Source organism: Photorhabdus khanii NC19 (genome assembly GCF_000517265.1).
Taxonomy (GTDB): domain Bacteria; phylum Pseudomonadota; class Gammaproteobacteria; order Enterobacterales; family Enterobacteriaceae; genus Photorhabdus; species Photorhabdus khanii.
Window position 1 is genome coordinate 33,113 of the sequence record NZ_AYSJ01000014.1, and the last position, 25,964, is coordinate 59,076.

20 protein-coding genes and 1 pseudogene are annotated in these 25,964 nt (G+C 40.5%); 2 read left to right on the forward strand and 19 right to left on the reverse strand.

The window, feature by feature from the left end; translation table 11 throughout:
• The first annotated feature begins 30 nt into the window (after positions 1–30).
• Both PTE_RS15730 and PTE_RS23935 read left to right on the forward strand, forming a co-directional pair.
• A complete protein-coding gene (locus PTE_RS15730) occupies positions 31–981 on the forward strand; it encodes an Rpn family recombination-promoting nuclease/putative transposase (RefSeq protein WP_036848591.1) in 951 nt (316 codons plus the stop codon).
• A gap of 320 nt (positions 982–1,301) precedes the next feature.
• A pseudogene (locus tag PTE_RS23935) lies at positions 1,302–1,541 on the forward strand (Txe/YoeB family addiction module toxin).
• A gap of 190 nt (positions 1,542–1,731) precedes the next feature.
• Here PTE_RS23935 and PTE_RS15735 read toward each other — a convergent pair.
• From PTE_RS15735 to PTE_RS15825, 19 genes are all read right to left on the reverse strand, one after another.
• Positions 1,732–2,775, reverse strand: a complete 1,044-nt coding sequence (locus PTE_RS15735) for a fucose-binding lectin II (RefSeq protein ID WP_036848593.1) — start codon at positions 2,773–2,775, stop codon at positions 1,732–1,734.
• Positions 2,776–2,837: 62 nt separating this feature from the next.
• Positions 2,838–3,623, reverse strand: coding sequence for a tail fiber protein (locus tag PTE_RS15740; protein ID WP_051477430.1), 786 nt, complete (start codon positions 3,621–3,623; stop codon positions 2,838–2,840).
• 634 nt (positions 3,624–4,257) lie between these two features.
• Positions 4,258–5,199 carry a YwqJ-related putative deaminase gene (locus PTE_RS15745; RefSeq protein WP_036848596.1) on the reverse strand — a complete coding sequence of 314 codons (942 nt, stop codon included), beginning with the start codon at positions 5,197–5,199 and terminating at the stop codon, positions 4,258–4,260.
• A gap of 201 nt (positions 5,200–5,400) precedes the next feature.
• Positions 5,401–6,312, reverse strand: coding sequence for a hypothetical protein (locus PTE_RS15750; protein WP_036848599.1), 912 nt, complete (start codon positions 6,310–6,312; stop codon positions 5,401–5,403).
• 240 nt (positions 6,313–6,552) lie between these two features.
• Entirely contained in the window at positions 6,553–7,560 is a 1,008-nt protein-coding gene (locus tag PTE_RS15755) for a cytotoxic necrotizing factor Rho-activating domain-containing protein (RefSeq protein ID WP_036848602.1), read from the reverse strand.
• Between the two features lie 27 nt (positions 7,561–7,587).
• Complete coding sequence (locus tag PTE_RS15760; RefSeq protein ID WP_051477431.1) at positions 7,588–8,445, reverse strand: cycle-inhibiting factor; 858 nt, start codon at positions 8,443–8,445, stop codon at positions 7,588–7,590.
• Between the two features lie 153 nt (positions 8,446–8,598).
• The gene (locus tag PTE_RS15765) at positions 8,599–9,501 is read right to left on the reverse strand and encodes a Pvc16 family protein (RefSeq protein ID WP_036848605.1); all 903 of its coding nucleotides are present in this window, start codon (positions 9,499–9,501) and stop codon (positions 8,599–8,601) included.
• A 24-nt stretch (positions 9,502–9,525) separates the two neighbouring features.
• Positions 9,526–11,607, reverse strand: coding sequence for an ATP-binding protein (locus PTE_RS15770; RefSeq protein WP_036848608.1), 2,082 nt, complete (start codon positions 11,605–11,607; stop codon positions 9,526–9,528).
• 9 nt (positions 11,608–11,616) lie between these two features.
• Complete coding sequence (locus PTE_RS15775; protein ID WP_036848611.1) at positions 11,617–13,575, reverse strand: contractile injection system tape measure protein; 1,959 nt, start codon at positions 13,573–13,575, stop codon at positions 11,617–11,619.
• A gap of 80 nt (positions 13,576–13,655) precedes the next feature.
• Positions 13,656–15,128 carry a hypothetical protein gene (locus PTE_RS22925; protein WP_051477432.1) on the reverse strand — a complete coding sequence of 491 codons (1,473 nt, stop codon included), beginning with the start codon at positions 15,126–15,128 and terminating at the stop codon, positions 13,656–13,658.
• 148 nt (positions 15,129–15,276) lie between these two features.
• The gene (locus PTE_RS15785) at positions 15,277–18,171 is read right to left on the reverse strand and encodes a hypothetical protein (RefSeq protein WP_036848614.1); all 2,895 of its coding nucleotides are present in this window, start codon (positions 18,169–18,171) and stop codon (positions 15,277–15,279) included.
• On the reverse strand, positions 18,164–20,869 hold the full coding sequence (locus tag PTE_RS15790) for a baseplate J/gp47 family protein (protein ID WP_036848617.1): 2,706 nt from the start codon (positions 20,867–20,869) through the stop codon (positions 18,164–18,166). Before PTE_RS15790 ends, PTE_RS15785 begins: the two co-directional genes overlap by 8 nt.
• 84 nt (positions 20,870–20,953) lie before the next feature.
• On the reverse strand, positions 20,954–21,370 hold the full coding sequence (locus PTE_RS15795; protein WP_036848619.1) for a hypothetical protein: 417 nt from the start codon (positions 21,368–21,370) through the stop codon (positions 20,954–20,956).
• Positions 21,367–21,813 carry a GPW/gp25 family protein gene (locus tag PTE_RS15800; protein ID WP_036848622.1) on the reverse strand — a complete coding sequence of 149 codons (447 nt, stop codon included), beginning with the start codon at positions 21,811–21,813 and terminating at the stop codon, positions 21,367–21,369. The genes PTE_RS15795 and PTE_RS15800 overlap by 4 nt, the downstream gene beginning before the upstream one ends.
• 12 nt (positions 21,814–21,825) lie before the next feature.
• A complete protein-coding gene (locus tag PTE_RS15805) occupies positions 21,826–23,427 on the reverse strand; it encodes a phage baseplate assembly protein V (protein WP_036848624.1) in 1,602 nt (533 codons plus the stop codon).
• Entirely contained in the window at positions 23,424–24,107 is a 684-nt protein-coding gene (locus tag PTE_RS15810; RefSeq protein ID WP_036848627.1) for a CIS tube protein, read from the reverse strand. Before PTE_RS15810 ends, PTE_RS15805 begins: the two co-directional genes overlap by 4 nt.
• Positions 24,094–24,273 (reverse strand): DUF5908 family protein, encoded by a 180-nt coding sequence (locus PTE_RS15815; protein WP_036848631.1) that lies wholly within the window; start codon positions 24,271–24,273, stop codon positions 24,094–24,096. The genes PTE_RS15810 and PTE_RS15815 overlap by 14 nt, the downstream gene beginning before the upstream one ends.
• Positions 24,270–24,728: a phage tail protein gene (locus PTE_RS15820; protein WP_036848632.1), complete on the reverse strand. Its 459-nt coding sequence runs from the start codon at positions 24,726–24,728 to the stop codon at positions 24,270–24,272. Before PTE_RS15820 ends, PTE_RS15815 begins: the two co-directional genes overlap by 4 nt.
• 18 nt (positions 24,729–24,746) lie before the next feature.
• Positions 24,747–25,937 carry a phage tail sheath family protein gene (locus tag PTE_RS15825; RefSeq protein ID WP_036848635.1) on the reverse strand — a complete coding sequence of 397 codons (1,191 nt, stop codon included), beginning with the start codon at positions 25,935–25,937 and terminating at the stop codon, positions 24,747–24,749.
• Between the last annotated feature and the right edge of the window lie 27 nt (positions 25,938–25,964).

A 25,964-nucleotide genomic window follows, 5' to 3' on the forward strand; every position in this document is an offset into this window, starting at 1 on the left:
ATATAAAAGAAAGTATGCTACCATTCACCGATGAAGAGAAAAAATACACCAACGCCACATGACGCTGTTTTTAAACAGTTTTTAAGTCATATTGATACTGCCAGAGACTTTTTGGAGATCCATTTGCCTGCGACATTACGGGCAGTTTGTGATCTGGATACACTGCGGTTGGAATCAGGGTCGTTTATTGAAGGCAATTTGCGTGCGCATTATTCCGACATTTTGTATTCATTGAAAACAGCGCAGGGTGACGGATACGTATATTGCGTGATCGAACACCAGAGTTCCCCGGATAAGATGATGGCATTCCGGCTGATGCGATACAGTATTTCCGCAATGCAGCGGCATCTGGAACAGGGACATGAAAAATTGCCGCTAGTTATTCCGGTGTTGTTCTATCACGGGAAAATACAGCCGTATCCCTGGAGTACCCATTGGCTCGACTGTTTCGATGATCCGGCCTTGGCGGAGGAAATCTATTCCAATAAATTCCCGCTGGTAGATGTGACGGTAATTCCTGATGATGCAATCCTGACGCACAAACGGGTCGCGCTACTGGAAATGGTGCAAAAGCATATCCGGCAGCGAGATATGGCAGAGTTGCTGCAAGAGTTGGTCATACTGCTGACGTATGATTACTATACGGATGAACAGCTAAAAAGCGTGCTAAACTACTTATTACAGGCGGGAGATACCGCCGATCCAGAGGGTTTTATCCGGCGACTGGCAGAACAGTCCCCGAAGTATGAGGAGGTACTGATGACAATAGCGCAGAAACTCGAGCAGAAAGGACGCCAGGAAGGACGTCAGGAAGGACGTCAGGAAGGACGTCAGGAAGGACGTCAGGAAGGATTGCAGGAAGGCGAAAAACGGGGGATCTTGAAAGTCGCGTGGGCGATGATCGACATGGGTATCGACCGTGAAACGAAAATGAAAACCACCGGGTTGAGCCAAAACGAACTTGAGCAAATGCGCCACTAACTCGTATTGAGAGCTCTTAATCAGCATTCAACGATTCGTGTTAAAAGAGGATCTTACGGTGACTGTCAGAACAGTCACCAAAGTATGAGTATCGACCGTGAAACGGCGATGAAAATTACTGGACTGAGCCAGAGTGAGCTTGAACACATGTCCGACAAATTTACTGTTGATACGTTATCGGCATAAAAATGCGTGAGTCAATGCACGAAACGCATAGAAGCGGCACATTTACATTCCAAGCGATAAGACCGAGTCTGAATCTACGTGCTTCTGAAATCTCTGTTCTTAAGCAGAACTGAGGTTAATTAAATAAGCATTTTGTGGGTAAATTTTGGCAAGATTACTTTTTCTGACAACAGAATGATAAGAAGCCCGTTAAGCGGATTAACGCGCTTCTTAAAGATATAGAGAGAACGCCATTCCGTGGTATTGGTAAATCTGAGCCATTGAAACATAATCTTACAGGTTATTGGTCACGTCGTATTACCGATAAGCATAGGCTAATCTATAAAGTGGAAGGTGATCGATTGATTATTCTTTCTTGCCGGTATCATTATTAGTGGGGTAGTACTTCATATTTCTTGTCTGAAATTATTTGTAAATTTTTAAGAGTAAATAAAATCAGGATAATCCGCCAAATACTACTATTTATTTTACGGTAGTCATATGAGTAGGAAAAAATGCGCCCCGGAGGGCGCAATAATATTGATTTTATTTATTGATAGTGACATTTACCTAAGTATTTTTAGTTTATGTCAGAGGCCAATTCAAGAACACCACGCTATCATTGTAATGACTATTGTTACCATTTTCAGCACCGATAATAGCGGTTCCCGGTTTTCCATCAAATATATTATCGAAATAACGAAGCTTGCATGGTTTGCCATCCCCCTCAATCTCAATACAGACCTTGCCTGTACCTGATGTGTAGGCTTTAGTTGCCATTAGATTATTTTGTCCTTTACCGGTTAATGTATCTACCAGAAGATCGTCAATATATACTTTTACAGTTTGCGGAATATTTTTATTAGCGTAGGCTGTCAGGCCAAATCTAATACTTTGAGGTAACTTGAAACAATGTTTACCCGTGTCATTAGTACCACATGTTCCATTACAGACTTTACTATTGCCTGCATTATTGTCTCGGTGGCTGCCTAATAAATCGGTATCGACCGATACTGCCGATTGAATATTTTTGAAGGTTAACCCTCTCCAACCCTCATTATCGCTGGAGATGATGATTGGCCCGGCATCAAGTGCATTCAAATTTGGGTCGAACCGAATAAAAGAATCACCTTTGAAAAAATAAATAAAATTTCCATCGATATCTGGCCATGAAATAACAGCACCCAGATTGCTACTAAATGCTGTATATTTCCCGGTCATTCCCCACCGATCTGAAATAGTGTTGGTCTTAATTGTGTGTAAATCGATGGTGTAATCTACACAATGTTCACCTTTAAAGAAACAGACGGTGTTTGTGGTCAATTCTATGGCTGCATCTATTCCATTTTCCAGTTCTGTTCCTTTTAATCCAGGCCACCCATCTATAATGAAGTTCGGTCCATCAACGACCTGTGCTTTCGCGATATCGAATTTAAGATATAGTGAACCTTTAAAAAAATATAAAAAACCATTTAAATTAATAATATCGTCAATATATCTTTGAAACCCGGCAGGCAGATTGGGCCAATCTTTACTGATGGGTTGGGGGTAACTAATGTATGTATTTAAACATTGATTATTGAATTTAATGTTTTCTTCATTCAGGAAGAAATAACTAGATATATTCATTGTTATATATCCTTTGTGGTTAGAAAATGAGAGATAATTTAAATCTTTTTGGTACAACGGAATTAAAGTTTCATAATAAAAGCTAATAAATAATAAGGTGGAATTATATCAACGTTATGATTGTGGTAAGGGGACGATGCTGTTGCCGAATGATTATGTCCTTGTCCTCCTCCTGTGTTTGATGTATATGCGTAATAAGGAGCGTCGTAAGCAGCCATTACTGTGTCAGATTGATTAAGTATTTGTTTCATATTAGTGCCACCAGGGTAATTATAACCATATTTCATTCCATTATAATTCACATAAGCCATCCCCCCAATATGTTTATGACTAGGTATTTGTGCTTCTGTTAATGCTGTATTTCCCACAGTAACATTTACCGAAACTGTAGTTGATGTTGTATTTTTGAAAAAGTTCTTTCCGGTGCCACTACCATTGGCTTTACTACTGCTTTGCCCTGTTTCAGAGATAGTTTCCCCGCACATGACAAAACGACTTCTTAAATCTGGGGTTCCATTATTACCATCACAAAAAGCCCAGCCTGTAGGAGCATGAGTACCGGAGAACATCATAATCATTCCTTTTGGCAGTACATTATTGGGATCAATACTGATACCGTTACTGTCTACTTTAATACCATTACCCGCTTTTACATTTAGTCCATCTTTATCTGCTTTTAAGCCGCCATCCGGGTTAATTTTTATTGCCTGTGTATACTCATCACCCGGTTTTAGCGCTGAATTTGGGTTATTAGTCCGACCGGGCGTTTTACCAACTATATGGCGATCCATAGTATTGGTATTCTCTGTGTTGGATTCTGAAGTGGACCGGTTATATTTTTTTTCCATTTTTATCACCTTGTATATGATATTGAGTTGTTTTGTTCAACAATGAAATTGATGATTTTTTCCTTTATTTACTATTTACATTTAAGATATAAAAAACGTTTATTACTTTGTTTTCATTAGTTTTGATTCAAGGGTATAGCTACCGCAATAACATGATTTATAGATGTTATTATTTATATTTAAAAATTTATCCAATGGTTATTTAAATAATTCTCTGTGAAACAAAATAATTATGGGAGATGAATTTTTAGACGCAACATCAATTAATAATAGTGACTGTTAAATGTTTAGTGGGTTGTTTATATTAATAAATAAAACAGTTATAGTTTGGAGAATAATTCTAGATTATTTTTTTGCAATATTTGAATGAAATATCTATGGAGATAGAAATAGAGGGCAGTGGAATTTATTATTTATTTGCTACATTTACCAGCTAATGCTAAATATTTACTTAAATCATTAGAGCAGGTAAGTGGCGGAAATTTTCAGGGAAGATAATTAAATAAATAAGCGTTTTGTGGGTAAATTCTGGCAAGATTACCTTTTCTGACAACAGAATGATAAGAAGCCCGTTAAGCAGATTAACGCGCTCCTTAAAAATATAGAAAGTGAATCATCTATTTAAATTACAGGCTTATACTGGTGATTCTTTTGTCTTATAATTCTCAGATATTGTTGATGAAAAATGACTTCCCGCACTTTCTACCTTACCAGTAACAACATTGACTGGTGCCGATAATATTCCGGAGCAATTATGGCAAGCAGCAAAATCACTTCCAGCTTGTCTTGTTGTCAGTCGTTGAGTAAAAATAGATGATTCCAGCATATCCCGCATATATTCGCCTATTTTTCGACTTCCAATAGCTTTCCCTTCCCGTTCATCATTTAAAGTTAATAAATGGTTAAGGGCTTGTACCTCTGCATGCAAACCAGCAATACCAGCCATCGTGGGTAATACACCTGCATTATTAATCATGTGCTGTTTAATTAAGGATTCAATTATTGGATGTAAAGAATTTCCTGCTTTCTCATACATATCCTTTATCCCTGAAATAAAGGATGTAGAGTCAGTGATTATATATGCTATAGATTCATCTGTTGGTTGAATTTCCGTTTGTCCTTGTCCATTTTTCTTTATTAATTCTTTATGGTGTTTAACTAATTTAATACCAGGAAATAGTTTTCTTTCAGCTAAATTTCTATCATTATCCTTAAGATTGACAAATTCATCATCATAATCATCATTGTGTACATATCCTGCATGGGCAGCGAAATTATCTAAAGATTTTTTTGAATAAATAAAACTTCCACCAGGAGCACCATTCGCTTTTAAACCAGATACAGAAAAATTACGTTGCTTTGTTGCAGATTTTTGCTGACCAAATTGTCTTGAAGAGTCGAGGATTAATTGTGTCTTTGCACTAAAATCAGATAATTTAGGTGTTTTTTTCTTATAAGCAGACATGATTGCTCTAGAATCAGGAATATCCAGATGTAATGCATCTAATAACGTTGCATCTGAAGTTTTTTTTTCGCAAGATTTGCGTATTTCTTTACAAATATCATTTTTGTACATTATAATTCCCCAGCCGTTGTAATAAACTTCAATATTGGCATGTCTGTCTTGGGCGTCTTTGGTTTCACTGCGTTTGCCGAGAAATATCTAGCCCGGAAACGCGGTTAAAGGGGATTCGCTCCCTTGCCGTCGCGATGCATCTTGAAATCTATAGGGTATAAAAGTGGTGATTATATATCTACCCATTTATTTTTCCGCTTTTTAGATGATAGGAAGTGTGGGGGCCTTATCTCGGGTAAATATAATCTGGTGTTTAAAGTTAAATTTTTTCCTCATTTTATTTAAATGTTCCTGCATAGGATTAATACTGAGGTGAGCATCCCCTATGGAGACAACAAATGTATGATTTTCATTTTCAGCGGCATGTTTTGCAATTTTTTCTGCTAACGTTGGATTGACATATTCATCACGCCATCTACCCGAAGTGAAACGCATCATTTCTAGAGCGATTTTATCTAATTCCTTGTTACTTCCAGCTTTCGCCATAATTTCAAGAAATTCATTACTTAATTGCTTAAAATTGGGTAAAAAATGCTGAATAGCAGTCGTATGTAATTCATAAAAGGAGGAAATATCTTTTTCTGTTAATTTCTCTGGTTCACTTATTGATTTTGCCGATAGCTCAAACATCTCTTTCATGGCATTGGATAGCTCTGAATCCTCCCATCCAACAATTCCAGCTCGCCTATTTTTATTCATAAACCAGCTTGGTTTTGCCATAAATTCTTTTGGTGTATACTCCGATCTATTTTTGTTTATCTGTTCATCTGTTGCCTCAATATAAAGTTGAAGTGTACCAGCATCAAAACTGCTATTAACATCAGGTATATTTTTTGCGTATTGAAAGGGTGGTTTATTATGACCATCACCAGCAATAATAATTTTAGGCTGTTTATTTGAGAATATTTCTTTCATTCTTTCTGTAGTCAGTTCCACCTCTTTATCACCTTCATAAGTAAACCATTTTTTATGATGATCGGCAGGTGTGACGGAGTTAGAGTTTTTCTCCAGTTCTAATTCCAATGGATTGCTATCATGATGAGTTGCGTTATTTGACTGTAATTGGCGTTTTTTTTGCTTTTGCTGTGCTTTTTCGCTGTATTCGTGTTCCATATTATCACCTGTTAGGTTGATATAAGAAATATATTGAAGATGGTAGATTTACATAATAATCTTTAGGCAGTTGATTATAAGCTAAAAGTCGTTGTGAATTACCTTTTAGCCAAGATTTATCAGTTTTTTCTTGGTTTTTATATGTAGGCATAATTTCTCCTTAATATATTAGGTAAAAGTTTGTTTATATAAAATTATCAATTGGTGGAAATTAGATGAGATAATAATAACCTCTGATGGTTATAACAACCGTTTTTTGAGTGAATTGATAACTTTAATGGCATTGCCTTTCTTGTTTGATGGAACAATAGCATCTTCCGACAATACCTTGACGTTTATTTTTCCTTTATCGTTAGCCAGTAGCGCATAGCTGTAGCCAACCCTGCCAAGATAGGGTTCTGTAGGCTTGCTTTCGTCATAGTTAAAAACGCTGACATTTTCTGTTTCTGCTGGATTGTTAATTTCAACTCCCTTTTTTCCCATATAGGTAATAACACTCTGATCATATGTTGCAAAAACATTGATTAAATCGTTGTTATGTTCGCTAACCGTAATGGGTTCGCTGTTCGGCAAAAGGGCTTTATGGCTTTGATGGGTAGTGGTAACGCCTTGCCGACCTGTTTTCCATTCATCATCACCGGGTTTCTGCCCTGTATGATAGGCAAAGAAATAGTTACCCTTCACGGCATATATCATGGTACAACCGCTCAGCGCGCCGGATGTGACAATGACCGGATATCCGGGCTGAATATCTTTTAAATCAATTCTTATTCCTACGGTTCCCGATGCGCCATTAGCTACATTAATACCGGTAATATTGGGATCCAACGTGTTTTTTCCCCAATGTATTCCTATTGTTCCTGAGCCCGATTCTGAAGATGTCACTTGGTCCCCATGGAATCCTGTAATCACATCATGAAAAGAGTTTTCCTCATTTCTTAAGGATACCGCATGTGCAAGCTCTTGGTTGCTGTCATAACGATGAGCGGTAACTTTTACGTTGATAGGTGTATTACCGCTACCTACTAATAACCCTTTATTCTCCAGTGGGGAAATATGCCCTTTGTTAATTTTTCTATCCGCAAGAAATTGTTTTAATCCTTTTATTTGCCTGTCTGTATGGCCTTTTTTATCTTGCTGGAGAGTCAGGGATTCATTGGGTAGTTGGCTGTCCTCATCTGAATCATTTTTTTGCCATTTATTCTTGTTAGTTTTACTGGTTTTTTCTTGGTTTTTATATGTAGGCATAATCGCTCCTTAATATATTAATGGAAGTCAAATCCCAAGTTTAGCTTTTAAGTTTTCAATATTTTCAAAGAAATTGTTTTTATCATATTCTCTTAAATAAATATTAACTTCTTGATCTCTTTTAAATCTATCTAACTTTACGTTGGATATGTTTTTATTTATTTCAAGTAATTCTGCAATGAGTTCCTTTTGCTCACTTTCAGATAATATATTGAATTCATTACTTAATAGTTTTTTTAGCTTATGAGCATTAATTGGCTCTTTTCCTCTGGAACTTAACCAGTCTACTATTTTAAGTGCAGGTAATATTCCATTGCCTAAATCTGACTGATAAATATATCCTACAATTCCTTGGCTGGTTGATGTAATATCAATCAGAAACATATGTCCAAATCGGTGATCATTAACTAATGCAACATAGCTCCTCGAATCGTTGAATTGATCAAGTTTTTCGGAAAACTCATTGCCGTTTATTTTTTCTTTTTTAAATTGTTCTACAGGATTAACCGCCTGTTCTGCTTCGGTCATTAATTTAAATATATTTTGTGCAGACAAGCCACAAACCGGTTCAATGGGATCATAAGGGTTTTCTCCAACAATATCTTTATAAGCTTCAAGTCCTCCGAATTGAGAAACATTTTCATCAATTGCTTTAAGTATAGCATCAGAATTTCTATCGATGATTTTATCCTCCCAATTATCATACCAAAGTAATTTGTTTCCCTTGGGATCATTATGGAGTTTTATAATATCATCTATTAATTCTGTAGAATTTTCGTTATCGTCTTGGGGGGATAATCTCCCCCTCAGTTTAGATGGTTTGGTGTGACAACCCACTTCCAGGTGCAAGTCTGTTACTGTATTTTCACTATATTCGTTTTGCATTATTTTACCATTTTATCTATAGAGTGAATTCGAGGAATGAATAGCATATTTATAACATGGAAAGCTGAAATAAATATATTAAAAATAATTAGTTTTAATAAGTAATTATTTATTAGGTGAGTGATTGTTTGTTATTTTAATATAAAAATAATTTTAAATTCCAGTTAATCTATCAGAGTTTTCTTTAGAAATAACAACACCAACACCATTTATCTTAACAATAGCCGCTTGGCTGTTTTTCCATTTTTCAAGTGTATCTTTTATTTGTGGTAAATATGTTGCACTAGTCATACCGGAAACTTCAACAATAACGCTTTCATCTTCTTGATTTTGATTATTTTCTGTATCAGGCTCGGTTGTCAGATTCACTTTAGCAAGGGCAAGACGTACATCTTGTGTGCCGCCTAATTCCATGCATAATTTATCTATTAAAGCCTGGTTTATTTGTGAATTATCCAGACTGGGTTTTTGGTTCACAGAAGCGGATATTTTACTTATTGGGGTTACACTGTCTTCAATATTTTGCAATTTCATCGGTACAGTAATGGAATATAATAGAGAGAGGCGAGGGCGATTACCGAGAGCCTGCCAAAAGTTACCTAAGCTATTTAAATTCTCCTGTTGTGGGATTACGCGGGCATATGCGCCGGGTATGCCGGTTAATTGACGATTATTAATCAATGCATTTAAAATGCGGGTCATCACTTGTGCCGCCTGATTATCCGGCTGACTGTCCGGGCTGGAGCTGTCGCTGGACGGTTTATTGGCATCCCAGTAAGTGATTAAATAGTTACAATTGATGTTGAACCATCCCGGTAATAATGTACTGGTTAGCGGGTTATAACGTCTTGCTTCGGCAGAGCGTAATTGCAGATCTTCATGTATATCATAAAGAAATACGCTGACTGTCGGTTCTGATTGAATTGAGTTAATTTCTGGTAGGTCAAAGCGGATATTAATATTCTGACCAGGAATGTTTAAATATTTAATTAGAATATCATTTAATGCTTTATTAATCTCGATAATCGCGTTGTCAGAAGAAATTATAGTTGTCATATTGACTCCAATTCTACTTAATTTTTAAAATACCAAGCGGCCCGTTTTATTTAATTCAAGTATCACGGCCCGTTCTATATGTTTATTTTCAATCTGTCCAATATTATCATTTGTGGCTAATATGGATGATAATAAAGCGATATTTCTAATGTTTGCTCCGGTTAAATCAGACCGTTTAGCCAGATGTTCAAAATCAATTTCGTTGGATAATATCAGCTGTTCAGGCCAAATTTTTTGCCACATTTTGTTGCGTAATGCTTCATTCGGATAAGTAAAACGGGTAATAAAGGTAAAGCGACGGTTAAACGCGCTGTCCAAATGGCTGCGGTTATTGGTGGCTAAAATGACTAACCCTGGATAATCCTCCAGCCGTTGTAATAAATAAGAAACTTCAATATTAGCGTGTCTGTCTTGGGCATTTTTGGTTTCACTGCGTTTGCCAAATAAAGCATCGGCTTCATCGAAAAATAGCACCCCGGAATCCGCTTCGGCCAGATCAAAAATACGGGAGATATTTTTTTCCGTTTCACCGATGTATTTATTCACCACGGTAGACAGATCCACTTTAATTAAATCCACGCCAAGATGACCGGCAATTACCTCGGCAGCCATGGTTTTACCGGTACCTGATTCTCCGTAAAATAATACACTAATACCGGTACCATAGCTGATTTTTTCCTGAAATCCAGCGCTTAGAATTTGGTCACGGTAATGAGTGGCCGCAATGATTTCTTTTAACTGTTGCGCCAATGTATCTGAAATCACTAAATCATTAAAATTGCGTTTTGGGGTGATTCGTTGGGCTAATTTACCGAAATTCTGTTGAGCGCGAAAACTTAATGCCTTACGCAGGTCTGTTTCTTTTATTTGATCTTCTGGTTGCCGAATCATTTGATATTGATGCGCTTCTTCAAGAATGATCGGTAATGTTTCTGCGGTAAAGGAGAAACGTTGACAGAGCTGAGTAATATTGATTTCCTGAGCGACATTCTCCGGTAAACTTGCTTTTAGCATTGTTTTTCTCTCTGCTAAAGTTGCTACTGGCATATCAATTTGCACCATTGGTAAATGTTTAAGCCAGACTAATGCATCTCCCGGTTCTGTCAGGCAAATTATTTTTAATTGCGGCTGGTTCAGTAAAACAGATAATTCATGGTGTAATCTTTTCTTTTCCTCTGCAAGCAAAGAAAAATTACGGATGAGTAAACAAGCATCGTGTAACCGAATTTCCCGTATTGCGCCCGTTAGTATGAATATTGTGACACTATTTTCTTCGTCGGGCAGGTGGGCTAAATCCAGGACTAAGGTATGAATACCATGAGATGCCATAATATTGCTGACCGCTAATTCTCTGGCGCTGTCCTGTTTTCCTCTGAGTATGACTAATGGGCGTATTTCATCGGTGTCATTCAATAATATCTTTTCAAGAGAAGAATAAAGAGTTTGCGGATACCAATTATGTGAGGCTGGAATACGCCAGTTAGCACAGGTTATTAGGGGTGGTAAAAGTGTTCGTTGTCCCGATAAAAAATGCCAGATTGCGTTGTGGGTTAAAAATTGCGTTTGTAACCAGATAGATTCTTCGTGATTATTGAGTCGTAATAATTGGTTACTGATTAACGGTGTTTGCGGTAACAAGCTGTTTTGCAGTAATTGCCGATCACTTTGGCGTTGGCTAAATAATTCAATGGCTAAAGTAAAACTGGGCCACTGTTTTTTACTGCTACCATTTAGAGCGGCAAATAACGCATGATAACGGCTATCGAAATGGGGTAATAAACCTAATAATAAAACATCACGCTCAAATTCGGTCAGTTCAAAACGTTTGACCAACAATGATAATGCATCAAGGGCAGGGCTTTCCTCGATTTCTGAATAGCGAATAGGATTATTCGTTTTAGTCAGCCAATGAGGCATACCTTGCGGTGATATTAAACACTGTTCTACTTCCTCTTCGGCCAGTAAAAAACTTTCCGGTAATGAATCGTACTGATCTCCCTTTTGATAATAATAGTGCTGTAATAGCAGATCGATACGTTCCAGATGGGGATAAATCCAGTGTAATTCTGTCACGCTACAGGGGTTATTTGTCAGTAGGTAGTCCATATAAACCTTCTAAATATTTTTCCAGTCAATCTTTAAAGGGCGATCCAGCCAGGGAAGCTTAGCGATATTTAATGGCCAAGGCCAATCGGCTAATAGCACATCAAACGGCTGATGCTCTACCGTGATTTTGATTTCTTGATCACTGATCAGCAATTCACCCGGTCGTTGTAAAAACAGTTGGCGAACGTCATTGCTGCTTAACTTTTTCCAGCCAGGAAGTTGGCTGATAACGGCGTCTAGCCATTGATTTATTATCAATTGTTTTTCTGGTTCAATAGGGGTTAATTCAATCATTTCATCAACCATTAATCCACACAGAACGTTATTCATAATCTTTCGTTCTCCCTGTATTTCTTCATTTCCCCAAACCAAGTAGTTAAGGAAATTAACCGCGCTAAACTGGGCTTGACGATGAATAAATTTTTGATCTTCAAGTAAGCCAAGTTGATTAAATAATGCGGGTAGCATCGGCCATAAAATCAATATTCCGGTGTTATTCACCTGATATGGAAGAATTCGTCCGGATAACAAAGTTGATTCAGGACGTATTTTTCTGATAGTTCGGAATTGGCTACATTGACTATCTTTAACAGATAGATTATTTGATGTTGATGATATCTTATGGTTTTCTGATATTAACTTTTGATTTGTCGAATATTGATATTGCTGGATGTTTTGAATATCAACGTGAGTAAAGGCTAATTTCTTACTAGATTTATTTTTATCTGCATGGACTGAAACCAAATGTTCTGAAGTATATTGATTTTCTTGAGTAATTTTGCCGCTAATGTCAGTAATAACTGACTGTTTGCTGGATTGCTTTCTATTCGTATGGTTTTGAGTAAAATATTCAGATAAATATGGTTCTTCCCGAGTATTAATGTTGTCATGATAAGTAGAAATTAATTTTTTACCGAGTGTGTTTTTATCCATATGATTTGAGATAGAATGTTCAGGTAAATATTTTTCCTGTTGGATTTTCGAGATATTCTTGTGAACAGTAGTTAACTCTATATCAGAACGATTTTTATCTGTACAGTTTGCAGTAAAACGTTCTGATAAATATTGATATTCTTTATCAGATAGATGTTTTTTACTTAATCTTGCAACAGAAATAGTTTGCCAGATCTGTTTTAACCAACTATTTAATGGAATATTGTGAATGATAATTTGGCGAAATAACGTAATAATAGATGCTGCATTAAGTGTACCGCCATCTAATGCAGTAGTGATATGTAATAACACTTTCGCATCCAGTTTGGGTATCCCCTGTGTGCTATTTAGTTGTATATATTGTAAAGCATTGAGTATCAGTTGCCCTGGGGAGACGAGCTCCCCTGAATATTGTAGCCTGTTTATTTTGTCGGATAGTCTATGATTAATAGCGTTTAATAAATCGGGTTGATTGAGATTTAACAACCGTTGCAGACTTGGTTCAGATAAACAGCTTTTTGCCAATAGTAGTGCCAATTGATTTTCTGAGCCTGCTAACTGATTAATTAATTTCTGAATATTGATATCAATATTTTGATGATTGTCTATGACCTCCATTGAATTTGATATGGAATTTTCCTGATTTAAATAATGAATGAAATTCTTAAGGTCAATTAAATTATTATATAATAAAGATGAGGTGTTGGTTATTTTCTGTGGTTTTGATTGTTTTAGGTCTGTTTTTTTCTCCCGATTGTTGGTTTGATATTGGCTTAATGCTTTATTCAGCGTAGTGTTAAATCGTACAGGGAATAGTAAATTAAAATTATGTAAACTTATTTCACCAAGATCCAGAGTTAATGTTTCTAAATAAATGTCCTGATTGATGGGATATTTAGTAAAGAATGTATTAAATAGGTTGTTTATATTGGCTTGATTAAGCAGGGAGCCATGTAATACTTTTTTAGCTACCTGTTGATTATTAGCTGAAATAGTAATGGTAATCCGATTTAACAGATTTGGCTCCGAAGTCATATTAATATCTCATGTTTAATTGATAAATGTAATTAATATAAAAGTTTTATATATGGAGTATATTATACTGATTAACGAGTCTATTTTTTCATGATATATCTCATAAAATACACATTTGCTACTACATGTGTTCCATACTCTAACTGCCAAAAATCAGTCTTTGTATCTCCCCCACCTGAAATTAAATTAATACTGTCAACTGAGTCGTGTTTATTGCTATTAGTATTTAAGTCAGGTGTGCCATTAGTTCCATCACACCATACCCAACCAGAAGGAGGGCTATCATAATTGCCATAAAATGGCACAATTGTTCCTGAAGGGATAATTAGGTCAGCCAGTGCTGATGCAATTGAATTGATATCAACACTTACGCCATCACTGTCTACTTTAATATAATTACCAGCTTTAACTTTTACACCGGCAGAACTCAGGCTCAAGCCACTGACACCACTCCAACCATTACTGGTATTACCCCCTTTTAATTTTAAATAAAGACCAGAACCATCAGTGACTGTAATACCACCGCCATCCCAACATTTAACAGCGACTCCCTCGTTATCAACGGCAATAGCACCATTATTCTTAGCTTTTACAGAGACGCCATTACTATCAACGTTAATACCATTGCTGGCCTTAACATCCAATCCTCCACCAACTTTTACCCCCCAACCAAGATTCACAGATATTCCCGTAGGATCAACGCTAATTGTGTTATCTTTGGATTTTACAGAGACACCATTCCAATCAGCGGTAATACCATTGCCGGCCTTAACATCTAATCCATCACCTATTTTTATTCCCCAACCAAGTCTTACGGATATCCCTGTAGGATCAACGTTAATTGTGTTGTCTCTGGCTTTTACAGAAACCCCATTCCCATCAACATTAATACCATTACCCGCTTTAACTTTTACACCATTTTTACTTAAACTCAAACCACTGGTGCCACTTGAATCATGTGTATCACCTCCTTCTAGTTTTAAATAAATACCCGTATTGTCAGTGACTTGAATACCACCGCTATCCCAACATTTAACAGCTAAACCTTCTGTACTCAAGCTTAATCCGCTTACGCCACTCCAACCGTTACTGGTATTACCCCCTTTTAATTTTAAATAAAGTCCATAACCGTCAGTTACCGTGATACCGCCTGCATTCCAACATAGAACACCGACGCCATCTTTATCAGCGGAAATAGCGCTATTGCTTTTCGCTTTGATAGCGATATTACCTGTATTCACTTGAATACCATTACCTTCGCCCACACTTAATCCATCTTTATCTGCTTTTAAGCCACCGGTAGGATTAGTTTTTACTGATAGTCCAGAGTTATTATTCAGTTCTAGTCCTGAATTTGGGTTATCCGTCTGATCGGGAGCTTTGCCCATTGCCCGGCGGCCAATATCAGCAATATCAATCAGATCTGAATAATCCGTTTGTAGGGGAATACTGCCCTCTTTAAAGCGATTTTTAAGTGCATCTGTTGAAGGTCCTATTGATTTAGTATTTTCTGTATTGGATTGCGAAGTCGATAGGTTATATTCTTTTTCCATTTTTCTTACCTTATATATAATATTGAATTATTCTGTTTTAAATATTCTGTCAATGTTGCCATATAATGAAATGACAATTAGGGAGAATATTTTATTTAACTATGAAATCGATATTATTCAACTAATCTATTTTTGCTATTATTTTTACTTAAATTTTTGGTACATATAATAACTGATTATCTTCTATTACCTTTTCGTTCCATTCGGTTCCAGAGTCACCAATAACTTCTTTGCGCTGCTGTTCAGTGGCGATTCGCATATTACCGGTACCGGTTGCCGTTGAAGGTAGACGCCCTAACGTTAAGGTTTCTAAGATATTATAGGCTTCATCACCCAGAGGAGCGCCATTGTTCTGCCAACGCTTATAAGTACTGGCAAAATTCTTGAAATGTTCTGGTGATAGCCAGTGGAAAATCATAGAAAGATGGGCGGGAAATTCGGTTAAGATCTCTGTTTTTACCCACGCCTCCAGTTTATAAGGATCGACCTTATCATTCTCAATAAGCTGACGATTAATCACTACACTGACTATAAATGAAAAACGGTCAGCCAACGCGTATTTTTCATTGGAAAAATACCAACGATAGCGCCATGCGTCTTCTGATTTCGGGAAATCATATTGTTGGCCTGATATTTTTTTAAGTAATACTCGGCCTTTAATGCGATCAAATTCCACTACTTGTGCTTTAAGTGCATAATCGGCGGGAGAATCATTATTAACTAATGTTTTTGTAACTAATGTTTTTGTCGGCGGTCCATCGGGGGTAATAATATATTTCAGGGTGATTTCATCATTTATTTCGATCATAGCAGGGAAGGGACTTTGGGGGCTGGAGATTATCCAGCGTTCATCTTCTGTTCCCGTTTGATATGCTTCACTGGCATAAACCAGTTGATAATCCATATCTTCCATCCATACCGGGCTATTACACCAGCGTAAATTACCTTGCTCAAACGCAGTTTTCACGCGGTCTAGGTTACGTTCTAGATAACTGCTATTACGGGTGTTAAGAGAGAAGGCGTCTCCGGTAATATCGGTGATCATTTGGCCCCGTAATGTGAATTTTCTGTCGCCCTCAATAGTAATCAGATTAATGACCTGTCCGTGCAATAATTGGTCCGCTGCTCCTTTCTGGGTAATGATTAATTGATGATTTTTAGCATTGGGGTCACTTTTTATTTCCAGATTATCGGGCTTTTGCTCACTATCGAATTTTTTGTCAGGCTTTACCGGTAATAGCTGACGATGTTCAATCAGATAGAAAGGCAAATTAGCCAAGTTGGGGTTGTCTTTGAAACACTCGCCACCTAAGCCAATACGGGCGGCAATCCGTTTTTGCAGCGCTGACACTTTATCAATACGAATATTATTACGCTGGTAGGTCAATTCAGGTTGTTGAGCCAAATAACCGCGCTGAGTAGAGAGAAAATCCAATGAATCCAGAGTGAGTGGTCTGGCCGCGCGATGCGTGCCAAAATATTCCAATAAGTCATTCAGGATTGATAATTCTTTTGCATAATTTTGCGGATGGATACCGTCATCATTATTAATTTGGGAATTATTATTTAATTTTTCCATCAAATCAGATTTTATATTTTGATGGACTTGCTGATTAACTGTATTGGCTTTAAAAGGCCATTGGGTGCCATATACTGCATTTCCCCGTTGTTTAAAGGCTAACAGTTTCGGCAAAATAGCGAGTTCGGCGCAGCCATTAGCCAGCATCTGTTCAAAAGGCAACATAAATTGGTGCAAGTGTATTTGTTGTTGGGTCTCGGCGCAGGTTTGTAATCCATAGCAAGCGGGTAATTTATTGCTGATCGGATAATAGTCCAGGACTTTACGATGTTTGCCCCAGTTTAATAATTCAGGCTGTGTCTGAATTAATGGTGCAATAGTAATTTTGTTCTCTATGTCTTGTTTAGATACGGCAACTTTTACTCCACCTTTGGCGGTAATAATGAGCGGGCTTGCTGGCGAGGAAATTAAGCTTAAGGGATCACTGCCCCATAGCCTGGGATAATATCTTTGAGCGATGGTCCAGGACCAATTATCGTCTGCCAGCGGAGAAATGTTTTCATCGTGTTTGCCTAATGCCAATCGGGTAATACTTTGTACTCCGGGAATAGCCAATAAACGATTAGCCAGATGGCTGAGTTTTAATTCTGTCGCCGTGGTGTAATCTTTGGCCGCAGGTAGTTCAGGTATCCAGCCGTGATGTAAATAAGGTCCCGCGAATATTTCTTCATTGCTGTAGCCTAATTCTTTCATGGCTTGAGTGGTATAACGTAATGGTGTTGTCAGTACCGTCTGTGCGGTTGTTATATAGACTTTGGCGAAGATGTCAGCAATATCTCTCACATCATCATCCAGCTCAATATTAAGCTGTAAGAGGAAATCCGTGGGTTGTAGCCAGATAATTTTACTGACGGATTCCCCCAGATTACGGTTGTTTTTTAAGAAAGTCGCCAGACTTTGCTGCGCCAGTACCTTATCGGCCTCAGTTTCCCGGCTAGGGAGTAGATAAAGCCAGTAATTACCTCTTAGTGTTAACTGTTGGCTATCTGGAGTTTTAATGAAACTGTATTCACGTTTTTCTTTGTTATACCAGTATTCATAGCGTTCGCTTGCAGGTTCACGAACTAGCTGTACATCGTTAAAGAAAAAATAACCTGTGCTTTTGTCGTTAATGTTATCGCTGCTATGCAAATCCAGTAAGGCGCGGCGATAATCTTCCGCGGTAATTGGGCCACAGGTCAGCATTTGTTGTGGACCGAATTCTTGTGGAAAAATGCCATCGTCCGGTGTCTGTTCTTGTTTTTCGGGGGTAAGCAGATCACGTAGGGGTAGCGAATGGCGATAGGCTAGATCAGATGCGCCGTAACAACCGGCTTCTAATAAAGTGATACCGGGATCATTTTCTGCTGTATTGCTCCAGAGTTGCCCAGACTGTTGTTCAATGACCGTCTTGGCTTGAGTGAGTAGGGCCTCAAAGGCGATGTCGTCTTTAACGATGGGAAACAGGGCATCTTGATTATCCATTGTCTGCTCCTTTATTAGCGGAACTCTTTTCTGACCAAACCAAAATCAGTACTTCATTATCAGCGGCTTCTACACTGTCACCGATGGCTCCTGCGGTTTGGGGCGATTTTTTCAATGTTAAGTTGGTGACCCGTTCCACTAGAGGTGACTGCTGAATGGTGGCTAATAACGGGTAGTAATCAATGCGGTTGCCGGTTGTGACGCCGATAGCGCTATCTTCTGCCCACGGCATATATTTTCGGCTGAGTTCCTGCTGTAACTGATGGCGGCCATAGTCGGGATTAACCCCCGTAGCAAACACCAGTTGATAGCTGATCAGCACGTTAACGTAGGTGGGGTTGTCGATTTTGAGGGTGGTCCAGGGGCTGCTGAGTTGGCTTATCCAGTCGGCCATTTCCGCCAGTCGGGCCGGATTCAGGATTGGGCGTAGCGCATCGTCGTTATCTTTGTAACGGCTGTTGGGGATCACAATCAGTTGTTGCGTTTCCGGAGCCGGGATTTTGGTTAATTCATTGGCGGAAGGGTATTTGACATCAAATATGCTGATAAAATTCTCTTTCAGTAGCGTAACAATATTATCCCAACTTAAAGCACGGTTACGATGGGACAACCGGGGCGGAATTCGCGTAAGAAAAGCGGATTCTGTTTCTTTTGGACGACCGTTCCAGGATGCCCAGGGTTGCTTCACACGGCTAATGGCGACGGACGCGCTGACGGTTTGCTTGATGCTATCGGCGGCTAATCCATCGATAAAGTGATCATTTTCAACAGTTTCTGGGTTGATTAATGTAGCGGTGGTGGCGTTATACAGTATGCCTTGCATTTTGGGGTAATTCTCAGGGGCGGTTTGTTGAGAGATCTCTGCTTTCAACCAGTATCGTCCTGACGGCATTAAGGTTGCCTGATTTGACGCGTCTTGTGGCAATAACGTACTCCATATCCCCCGGTCAAACAGGTTGTGAGTTTGATCGTGAACCAGTTGATTTAATGGCTGCCAGGTGTTTTGTTGATTCAGATAAGACCAAAATAGCGTAATTTCTTGAACACCGACTAATTGCCAGTATAGGGATAAGGTTTGTCCCGGTGACACGTTAGTGAAGCCCAAATAGAGTGCGTCATTGGCGAATGAAGGCGTTTCAGCGTTCGCGTTTCCCCAACCAAAAGGAGTGAGAGGATAAACGGTATATTGCTCAGTTTTTACTTTAGCGCTGAATGCGATTTGCAACGCACTGATTTGTGGGGTGTAGGGTAAATTCTTACCGGTCGGATCTTGCCAGTATTGGGTGTGCATAAAATCTTGGTCAACCAATTCTATGCGCACTGATGCAGGCCAGTCATTAGGTGATGGATTATCAGACACAGAGTAGTCCATTGTCGGTAAGGTAAAACTCAGGCTTTGTCCTTGTGGTACATCGGTTCCGCCAAATAATGATGGGGTTCCAGTGAGCTTCTTTCTTTCCTGAGGCGTGACTAAATAGCCCTGGGCTTTAAACGCGCTATTATCCGGTTCAGGGGTGTACCCTTTATACCACGCTTTAAAACTCTTTGTGGGCAAGCCAACCCATTGCGGAATCAGGGTAAGCGTCGCGTTTTCAGAACCATACCATTCAGGGGCAACCAGATTAAAACCGGAACCCAACAGTGGATATTGACCAAAGGGGAAACTGGTTTTATCTGTTTGTTCAGTTCCGCCATCAGAGGCATAGTGCACACTGCGGTTGCCGTTGATATTGATTTCAATACCGGTAATTTTTGGCAGTATGGGTTGCTGAGCAGTGCCTAATTTTAATACCGGTACGTCGAATGTCATGCCATCAAGGTTATCTGGCGGGTTGATAGGATCAGCCGTGGATGATAATCCAAGTTCAATGTTCTTTTTGTCGATAAGTTTTACCGACAACGATAACCAGTGATCTTCTGCACTTATTTTGGCGGTGAGATGTTCAGCTTGACCTTCCCAATCGTTTTCCAGCGTCAAGGTGATATGGCGTTCTCCGGCGGACATAGCAAATAAAGATGAGGTAATCAGATATCCGGATAGAACCGACACATCATTAGCTGTTGGGCTAAAAAGTCGGATACCATTTTCAGGTAATGCAATGTTATCCGAAAGATTAAAAGGTATTGCCGATTGCCGGCCATTGTTGCCATCTTTCCGATACCAACGCAGGTCGGTCAGCGCCCCTTGATTCGCCAATAAATCCGCGTCTGACGCATACTGTAACGAATTGCCAGCGCTATCTTGCCCGGCATCAAACAGGGTACCTTGTGCTACCAGAAATTCCGCGTTATCTGTATTCAGGGTAACGCTGATAGCAACGCTATCAGCCTGGGCATTTCTGGGGTTCAGTCCCAGTAATTCTCGATAATAAAGATCACGGTGTCGTGCCGGGAAGGTGTTTAATAAGCGTTTGGTTGTTTCTAATAGTTTTAAAAAAGCCAATATAAAAGCTTGATGTGGCGGTAAAAGACCATCGGCTTGATTCGCCTGTTGGTAAATATTGGCTAATTGTTGAGGATCGTTTTTATGAATAAAGTAGAAACTGTCCCAGAACTGTTTTTTATCTTGATCGAAAGGGATGATTGCGGCGTATTTTTTAAGCCAGTTTAAAATATCCAGCGTGCTTCTTTCATCAAGTTTAAACGCAGTATTTGGCACGATAGCGGAGAGTTTACTATCTAACTCGGCCTGTCCCATATTTACACCACCTATTATTTGAATATATCCCTGATCAATTCTCAGGAGATCATAGTTATTTAGAAATAAGGTTGAAGGGGGGATTTATCCGGCACTGACGATATATTGGCTGGCAATAAAGCGACCTTTTCCCATACTCGGCGTTGTCACATCCGGGCCACTCGATGGATTATTCGCCGGTTGTGTCGGGGTGAAACGGGCGGTAAATTGCTGCCCGACCACGATCACCGTGGCGGTGCTGCGACAAAAGTTTGCCTGCTGGCTGGTATCCAATTGAGCAATGGTGATCATCCCCATGCCGGGTATCGGGTGGCTAGGGGTAATATATTGCGCCTGAAACTGGACCTTTTTTTCGTCACCCACAATGGCGATCTTTTTGCCTTGGATCTGGGCGTGCCCGCTGCCTCTAATGGTTGCCGGTCCCAGCAGGGTGGCTTGCCGGTTGCCGAATAGCGGTTCAAATAGCAGATTGTCACCATCCACCACGAGTTGTTTACTCATAGGTTCACCCACACCTGGCCTTCGCTGACTTCAAGGATGCCATCAATTTGTTGGTTGATTTCGCTGCCTCTCAGGGAGTAAGTCACTTGAACATGGAGGGTATTTGGCAAGTCCGTTCTCTGATTGACCTGAATCACCGTGATTTCCGCGCGCGGTTCATAACGCAGTACGCGTTCTTCAATTCGAGTTTGGATTTCTGCTATCAGTGCATCATTGATATTGGCAAACAGATAATCATTCAGGCCACAACCGTAATCTTCACGCATAATTCTTTCGCCGGGTTCAGTGAGAAAGAGAATTTTCATGCTTTGGCGAACATTTTCCGCACCGGCTGCCATTTGGACACCGGTGGGTATTTCTGACTGTATATTCTCTTGGATAAAAAACTGTGGCGGAAAAGCCCAACCCCGGCCATAAATATCGGCTAATATGTTGTCTGTCATTTTGCTGTCCTATTATTGTGTTAAGTTAATTTTCGCACCTTTAATATCGACGCCGGACTTTCCAGTGGCTGACAAGGATTTTTCCGCCTGTAGGTTAATTTCCTGGGCTTTGGTGATCAGATTTTTCGCTGAATCTAGCGTGATATCTTTATCCTGTTGCAGTGATAATGAATGTTTTCCGCTATTAAGGGCGGCAATTTTATCTTGATGATTGAACACTAATGCTTGTTGATTATCCCCTTGTTTAATGACCAGGGTTTTTATTGGATTTTTTTCACTGGGTGCTATTGGTGCTTTATTTTTCGGGTTGTGCATAGCGCCTAATATCACCGGGAAGCGGGGATCGCATTCAAAGAAGCCGATAATCACCTCATCCCCCGGTTCCGGGTAGAAACAGAACCCGCTTTCATGACTGGCATAAGGTTTACCCAGTCGGGCAAAAAGTACGCTGTTGGTTAAGTTTAACGCCGGTATTCTGACCGGAATTCGGTCCAGTGACTGCTTGTCCTGTTGGTATTTTTCCACAATCCCTACATGCAGCTCTTTAACTTGCGGGATCGCCGGTTCTGCCTCCGGCAACAGGCCCAGAGTTAGCCGGGTGCGCCAGCCTTGCCGCTGATTGATGGTTTGACTGACGCCGGTGATAACGCTTTTACCATCCATTCCCTGACCAAAGCCGCTTAACGCCAGAACATCCCCCGGTTGATAGCGGCTATTCCCTGCGACTTCAACATTGCCGGAGACGTTATCACTTCGCAGGTTATTCAGGATGCCTTGCGCAAGGTATTTGGCTTGTTCATTATCTTGCGGATAGCTAAAAACCCATTGCCATGTCTGATCGGATAAGGTTGCCAAACTGTCTGGCGCGAGTTGACCACTGCCAAACCCGCTGTTTTTTGCCTGAGTGGCCTGAGACAGTTTTTGTTGTGCGATATCCCAGGATTGTACGCTCACCGTTTTGGGGCTGTGCCGGTTATCCCATTGCAGATCTGCCTCAAACAGCACAATGTCTTGATCACCGGTACGTTGTTTAATTGTGTGCACGGTCGATTGATTCAGTGATTCTGGCGTCACCAGCGTGACCGTCTCGTTACCGGGTAATAACCAGATATTGGTGGCGATCAGCCGGTTTTTTAAGAATTTCCAGTCATGGCAGCGAAACTGGACCATTTGCTCATGTTCAGTTTTAAGCTGAGGCGCCTGTTTTATCGTGACAGGTATACCTGCTTGACTGAATAGTTTTCTGATAATGGCTTCATCACTTTGTTGACTGAATAACTGTGAATGGAAATTGTCAGTGAGTTTTTGCAGTGGATGTTTCGCCGTTAGGGTAACCAGACTGTCCTGACCTTTGAACTTAAGCGCTTGCCGAACAATGATCCCTTTAAACAACACGGTTTTTTGCAGTCTCACGATCAGTTCTTGATTGGGCCGACAGCTTGTGAGTTCAGCTTGAGCTTTAGCGGCAAAAATCGCGTTGGCGTCACCGGCTACGCTAAGCGTGATATTGGCTGTGGGGATACCGTTGATTGGGTGGTTTACGGTCAGACTCATCACAGAAAACTGGCTGAGGGTTTTCCCCGCTATTTTAACGTCTATCGCCGGTATCTTCATGCATCCCCCTGTGCCTGTAGCGTTTGCCCCGGGGTGAAATCATCAAGATTATCCAGATTGTTTTGCCAGGCGAGGGTGAGGTAATCAATGCCGCCTGCCAGAGAAGCCCCGGCGCCTAAGGCGATTAACGGCAGAGAGAGCATATCGGTCACGCTGACTGCGGTGATCGGCGGTGATTTTAACTGCTGTTCAGTGGCTTGAATAACAAAGCTTTCGTCCGCAATCAGCGATAACGTGGCGCTGGCTCGCAGTGGCGTAGCGTCCCGGTCAAATAGGGTGTAATTGAGGGTGAGATCACTAGCCCGGCAGGCGAAATAACCTTTGTTTTCCCAACGCATTTTGCCCCATTTGATTTTGAGGAAGTGGGGCACGTTGGTGCTGGCATCCACCGTACACAAAGCTTTCAAGGTTGCTAGTTGGGTTTCTACCGGGATGTTGTTGCCCGGCATGGTCGCGTCAAATAGCAGAACTAACGTCAAACCGGCGGGTTGTGATAGCACATATCGGCTGCTTTGGCTGGCATTGTTAACGCTTTCATCCTGTTGGTAGTGGGTTTGATAATCGAGCTGGATCCCATCAGGGTTATACATTGCCTGTAAGCTGCCTACGGAGATTTTCCCTTCCCGGTCTTTAAAGGCGGTCAGGGTGAGTTTGGACAGGCTGCGTTCAATTAAGCTCATAATAGCCTCCTGTTTCACGCAACGCCTCTAACACTTCCCGTTTGATAATCTCGATCAGACGGGCGTTATCTAGCGTCTCTTGGGCTAATGTCTGTGATGTGATGGGATTACTCTCGGAATCAGTCACTTTAGCTCGAATAATCAGCTCCTTAATTTCGACGGTCATACTTTTACTCCTAACCAGCGCATATCTTGATAACGCAACTCCAGTGAATTCACCAAAACGGTATTGCTATTGGCGTCAAAGTCGCCGGTGGACCAGCGTACCGGTAGTGCGTTGCTTAATGTCCAACTTGCCACGGGTAACGAATTTTCATTCAGTAACATAATCACGACATCGGCATAGACCGCTTTTTCGCCACGCAGGACACGATCAAACACCAGCGTGAGGGGTGTCACCGTCATCACGCCACGCTCCAACATCAGACTGCCATGTTGGATTTTTTCGGCCAGCCAGGTATTTCTGGCGTTTTCCCCGCCTTGGCTGTGTTGGCTAGTTTGTAACTCACGGCTCAGGCCCGATATCCGTTGAAAGGCGATATCCAGTGGACTGGGAATGTTGTTAAAAAGAAAACTGGTGATAAAACGGTGTGACACTGCCGGGGTGTAGAGGTTGTTCATATGTTGCCTCTGTTTAACTTAGCGGGTGGTACCGGTACGGGTATCGAATGTCAGGCTTAACTCAATAAATTCGGCTGGAATTAAGACCGCGAGGCTGATTTTTATGATCATTTTTCCGGCCCGTATATCGGCTTCATTCATTGATTCACCAACACCGAGCAACACCTTGAAAGCTTGATCTTCTTGGGTTCCTCGTAGCCCGCCGTTTAACCATAACTGGCGTAACCAGTTATAGGTTTGCCCTTTAAACTTCATCCAGGTGATGGCGTTATTGGGTTCAAAGACGAAGGCCCGGCCTAGTTGAGTCATATGGGCTTCGATATAAGAAACCAGACGACGGATCTGGATATAACGCCAGAGGGAACCGGGGGTATTGTCCAAGGTTCGGCATCCCCAGATCCTAATGCCTTTGCCGGGAAAGCTGCGGACTAGATTCAGCGAGGTGCCATCTGGGTTAAAGAGTGCATTCGCTTCAATATAAGAGTGTACCGGGCTAATGACTTTGGCTAAGGCAATGTTGGCCGGAGCGGTCCATACGCCTTGTTGGTTATCGTTACGCTGGATGACGGCAGCTACTGCGGCGGTCGGTGAAAGTACGATAGGGTTTTGCGTATTATCCTGATAGGCGCTTTTTAGCCGCGGCCAGTATACGGCACCCCATTGTTGATCAGCGGAAGAAAACCGTTTTAAACACTCAGCAGCTAATGTGGGATTGTCTGGGGCATCCAATAATCCCATGATACCGCGTCGGCTCTTGCAAAGATTGAGCACCGATTGCCAAAATTGTAACCAAAGATCTCTTTGAATATAGGAAATATCTGTCTGATTAAAGCGGATAACATCTGGGGTGATAATCAGGGTAATGTCGTTCTCTGCGGCAATCGTTTGAGTCAGCCACTCTTGTTGTAGTGCAGTGATCAATGACGGAAAATCGCTTAATTGTTTATCAGTACCCAGTGACAGCACATAAGCTTGTTGACCGCCGTTTTCAAAGAAATGGCGCACGGCATAGTACATTAACCCTGTTTTTTTAAACGACAGGGTAAAATCGGCTAAGCTATTTAGTTTGATGGTGGTTTTATCACTGACATGGCTATTTTCAGCAGGTTGGGTATAACCAATAAAAACCGGTATACCGATAAACGAGTCATCCTGTTTTGGGGATATCAGATTTTCTGTGACGGTGACGCTCGGCCGTGTTATCTCCATTATCGTCTCCTTAACGACTGAATAGAC

Coding starts and splice junctions, on each gene's coding strand:
- PTE_RS15755 (WP_036848602.1), bottom strand. CDS start 7,560: ATGCCTACATATAAAAACCAAGAAAAAACCAGTAAAACTAACAAGAAT.
- PTE_RS15795 (WP_036848619.1), bottom strand. CDS start 21,370: ATGAGTAAACAACTCGTGGTGGATGGTGACAATCTGCTATTTGAACCG.
- PTE_RS15810 (WP_036848627.1), bottom strand. CDS start 24,107: ATGAGCTTAATTGAACGCAGCCTGTCCAAACTCACCCTGACCGCCTTT.
- PTE_RS15730 (WP_036848591.1), top strand. CDS start 31: ATGAAGAGAAAAAATACACCAACGCCACATGACGCTGTTTTTAAACAG.
- PTE_RS15805 (WP_036848624.1), bottom strand. CDS start 23,427: ATGAAGATACCGGCGATAGACGTTAAAATAGCGGGGAAAACCCTCAGC.
- PTE_RS15790 (WP_036848617.1), bottom strand. CDS start 20,869: ATGGGACAGGCCGAGTTAGATAGTAAACTCTCCGCTATCGTGCCAAAT.
- PTE_RS15735 (WP_036848593.1), bottom strand. CDS start 2,775: ATGAATATATCTAGTTATTTCTTCCTGAATGAAGAAAACATTAAATTC.
- PTE_RS15815 (WP_036848631.1), bottom strand. CDS start 24,273: ATGACCGTCGAAATTAAGGAGCTGATTATTCGAGCTAAAGTGACTGAT.
- PTE_RS15740 (WP_051477430.1), bottom strand. CDS start 3,623: ATGGAAAAAAAATATAACCGGTCCACTTCAGAATCCAACACAGAGAAT.
- PTE_RS15745 (WP_036848596.1), bottom strand. CDS start 5,199: ATGTACAAAAATGATATTTGTAAAGAAATACGCAAATCTTGCGAAAAA.
- PTE_RS15820 (WP_036848632.1), bottom strand. CDS start 24,728: ATGAACAACCTCTACACCCCGGCAGTGTCACACCGTTTTATCACCAGT.
- PTE_RS15800 (WP_036848622.1), bottom strand. CDS start 21,813: ATGACAGACAACATATTAGCCGATATTTATGGCCGGGGTTGGGCTTTT.
- PTE_RS15750 (WP_036848599.1), bottom strand. CDS start 6,312: ATGGAACACGAATACAGCGAAAAAGCACAGCAAAAGCAAAAAAAACGC.
- PTE_RS15785 (WP_036848614.1), bottom strand. CDS start 18,171: ATGGATAATCAAGATGCCCTGTTTCCCATCGTTAAAGACGACATCGCC.
- PTE_RS15765 (WP_036848605.1), bottom strand. CDS start 9,501: ATGACAACTATAATTTCTTCTGACAACGCGATTATCGAGATTAATAAA.
- PTE_RS22925 (WP_051477432.1), bottom strand. CDS start 15,128: ATGGAAAAAGAATATAACCTATCGACTTCGCAATCCAATACAGAAAAT.
- PTE_RS15770 (WP_036848608.1), bottom strand. CDS start 11,607: ATGGACTACCTACTGACAAATAACCCCTGTAGCGTGACAGAATTACAC.
- PTE_RS15775 (WP_036848611.1), bottom strand. CDS start 13,575: ATGACTTCGGAGCCAAATCTGTTAAATCGGATTACCATTACTATTTCA.
- PTE_RS15760 (WP_051477431.1), bottom strand. CDS start 8,445: ATGCAAAACGAATATAGTGAAAATACAGTAACAGACTTGCACCTGGAA.
- PTE_RS15825 (WP_036848635.1), bottom strand. CDS start 25,937: ATGGAGATAACACGGCCGAGCGTCACCGTCACAGAAAATCTGATATCC.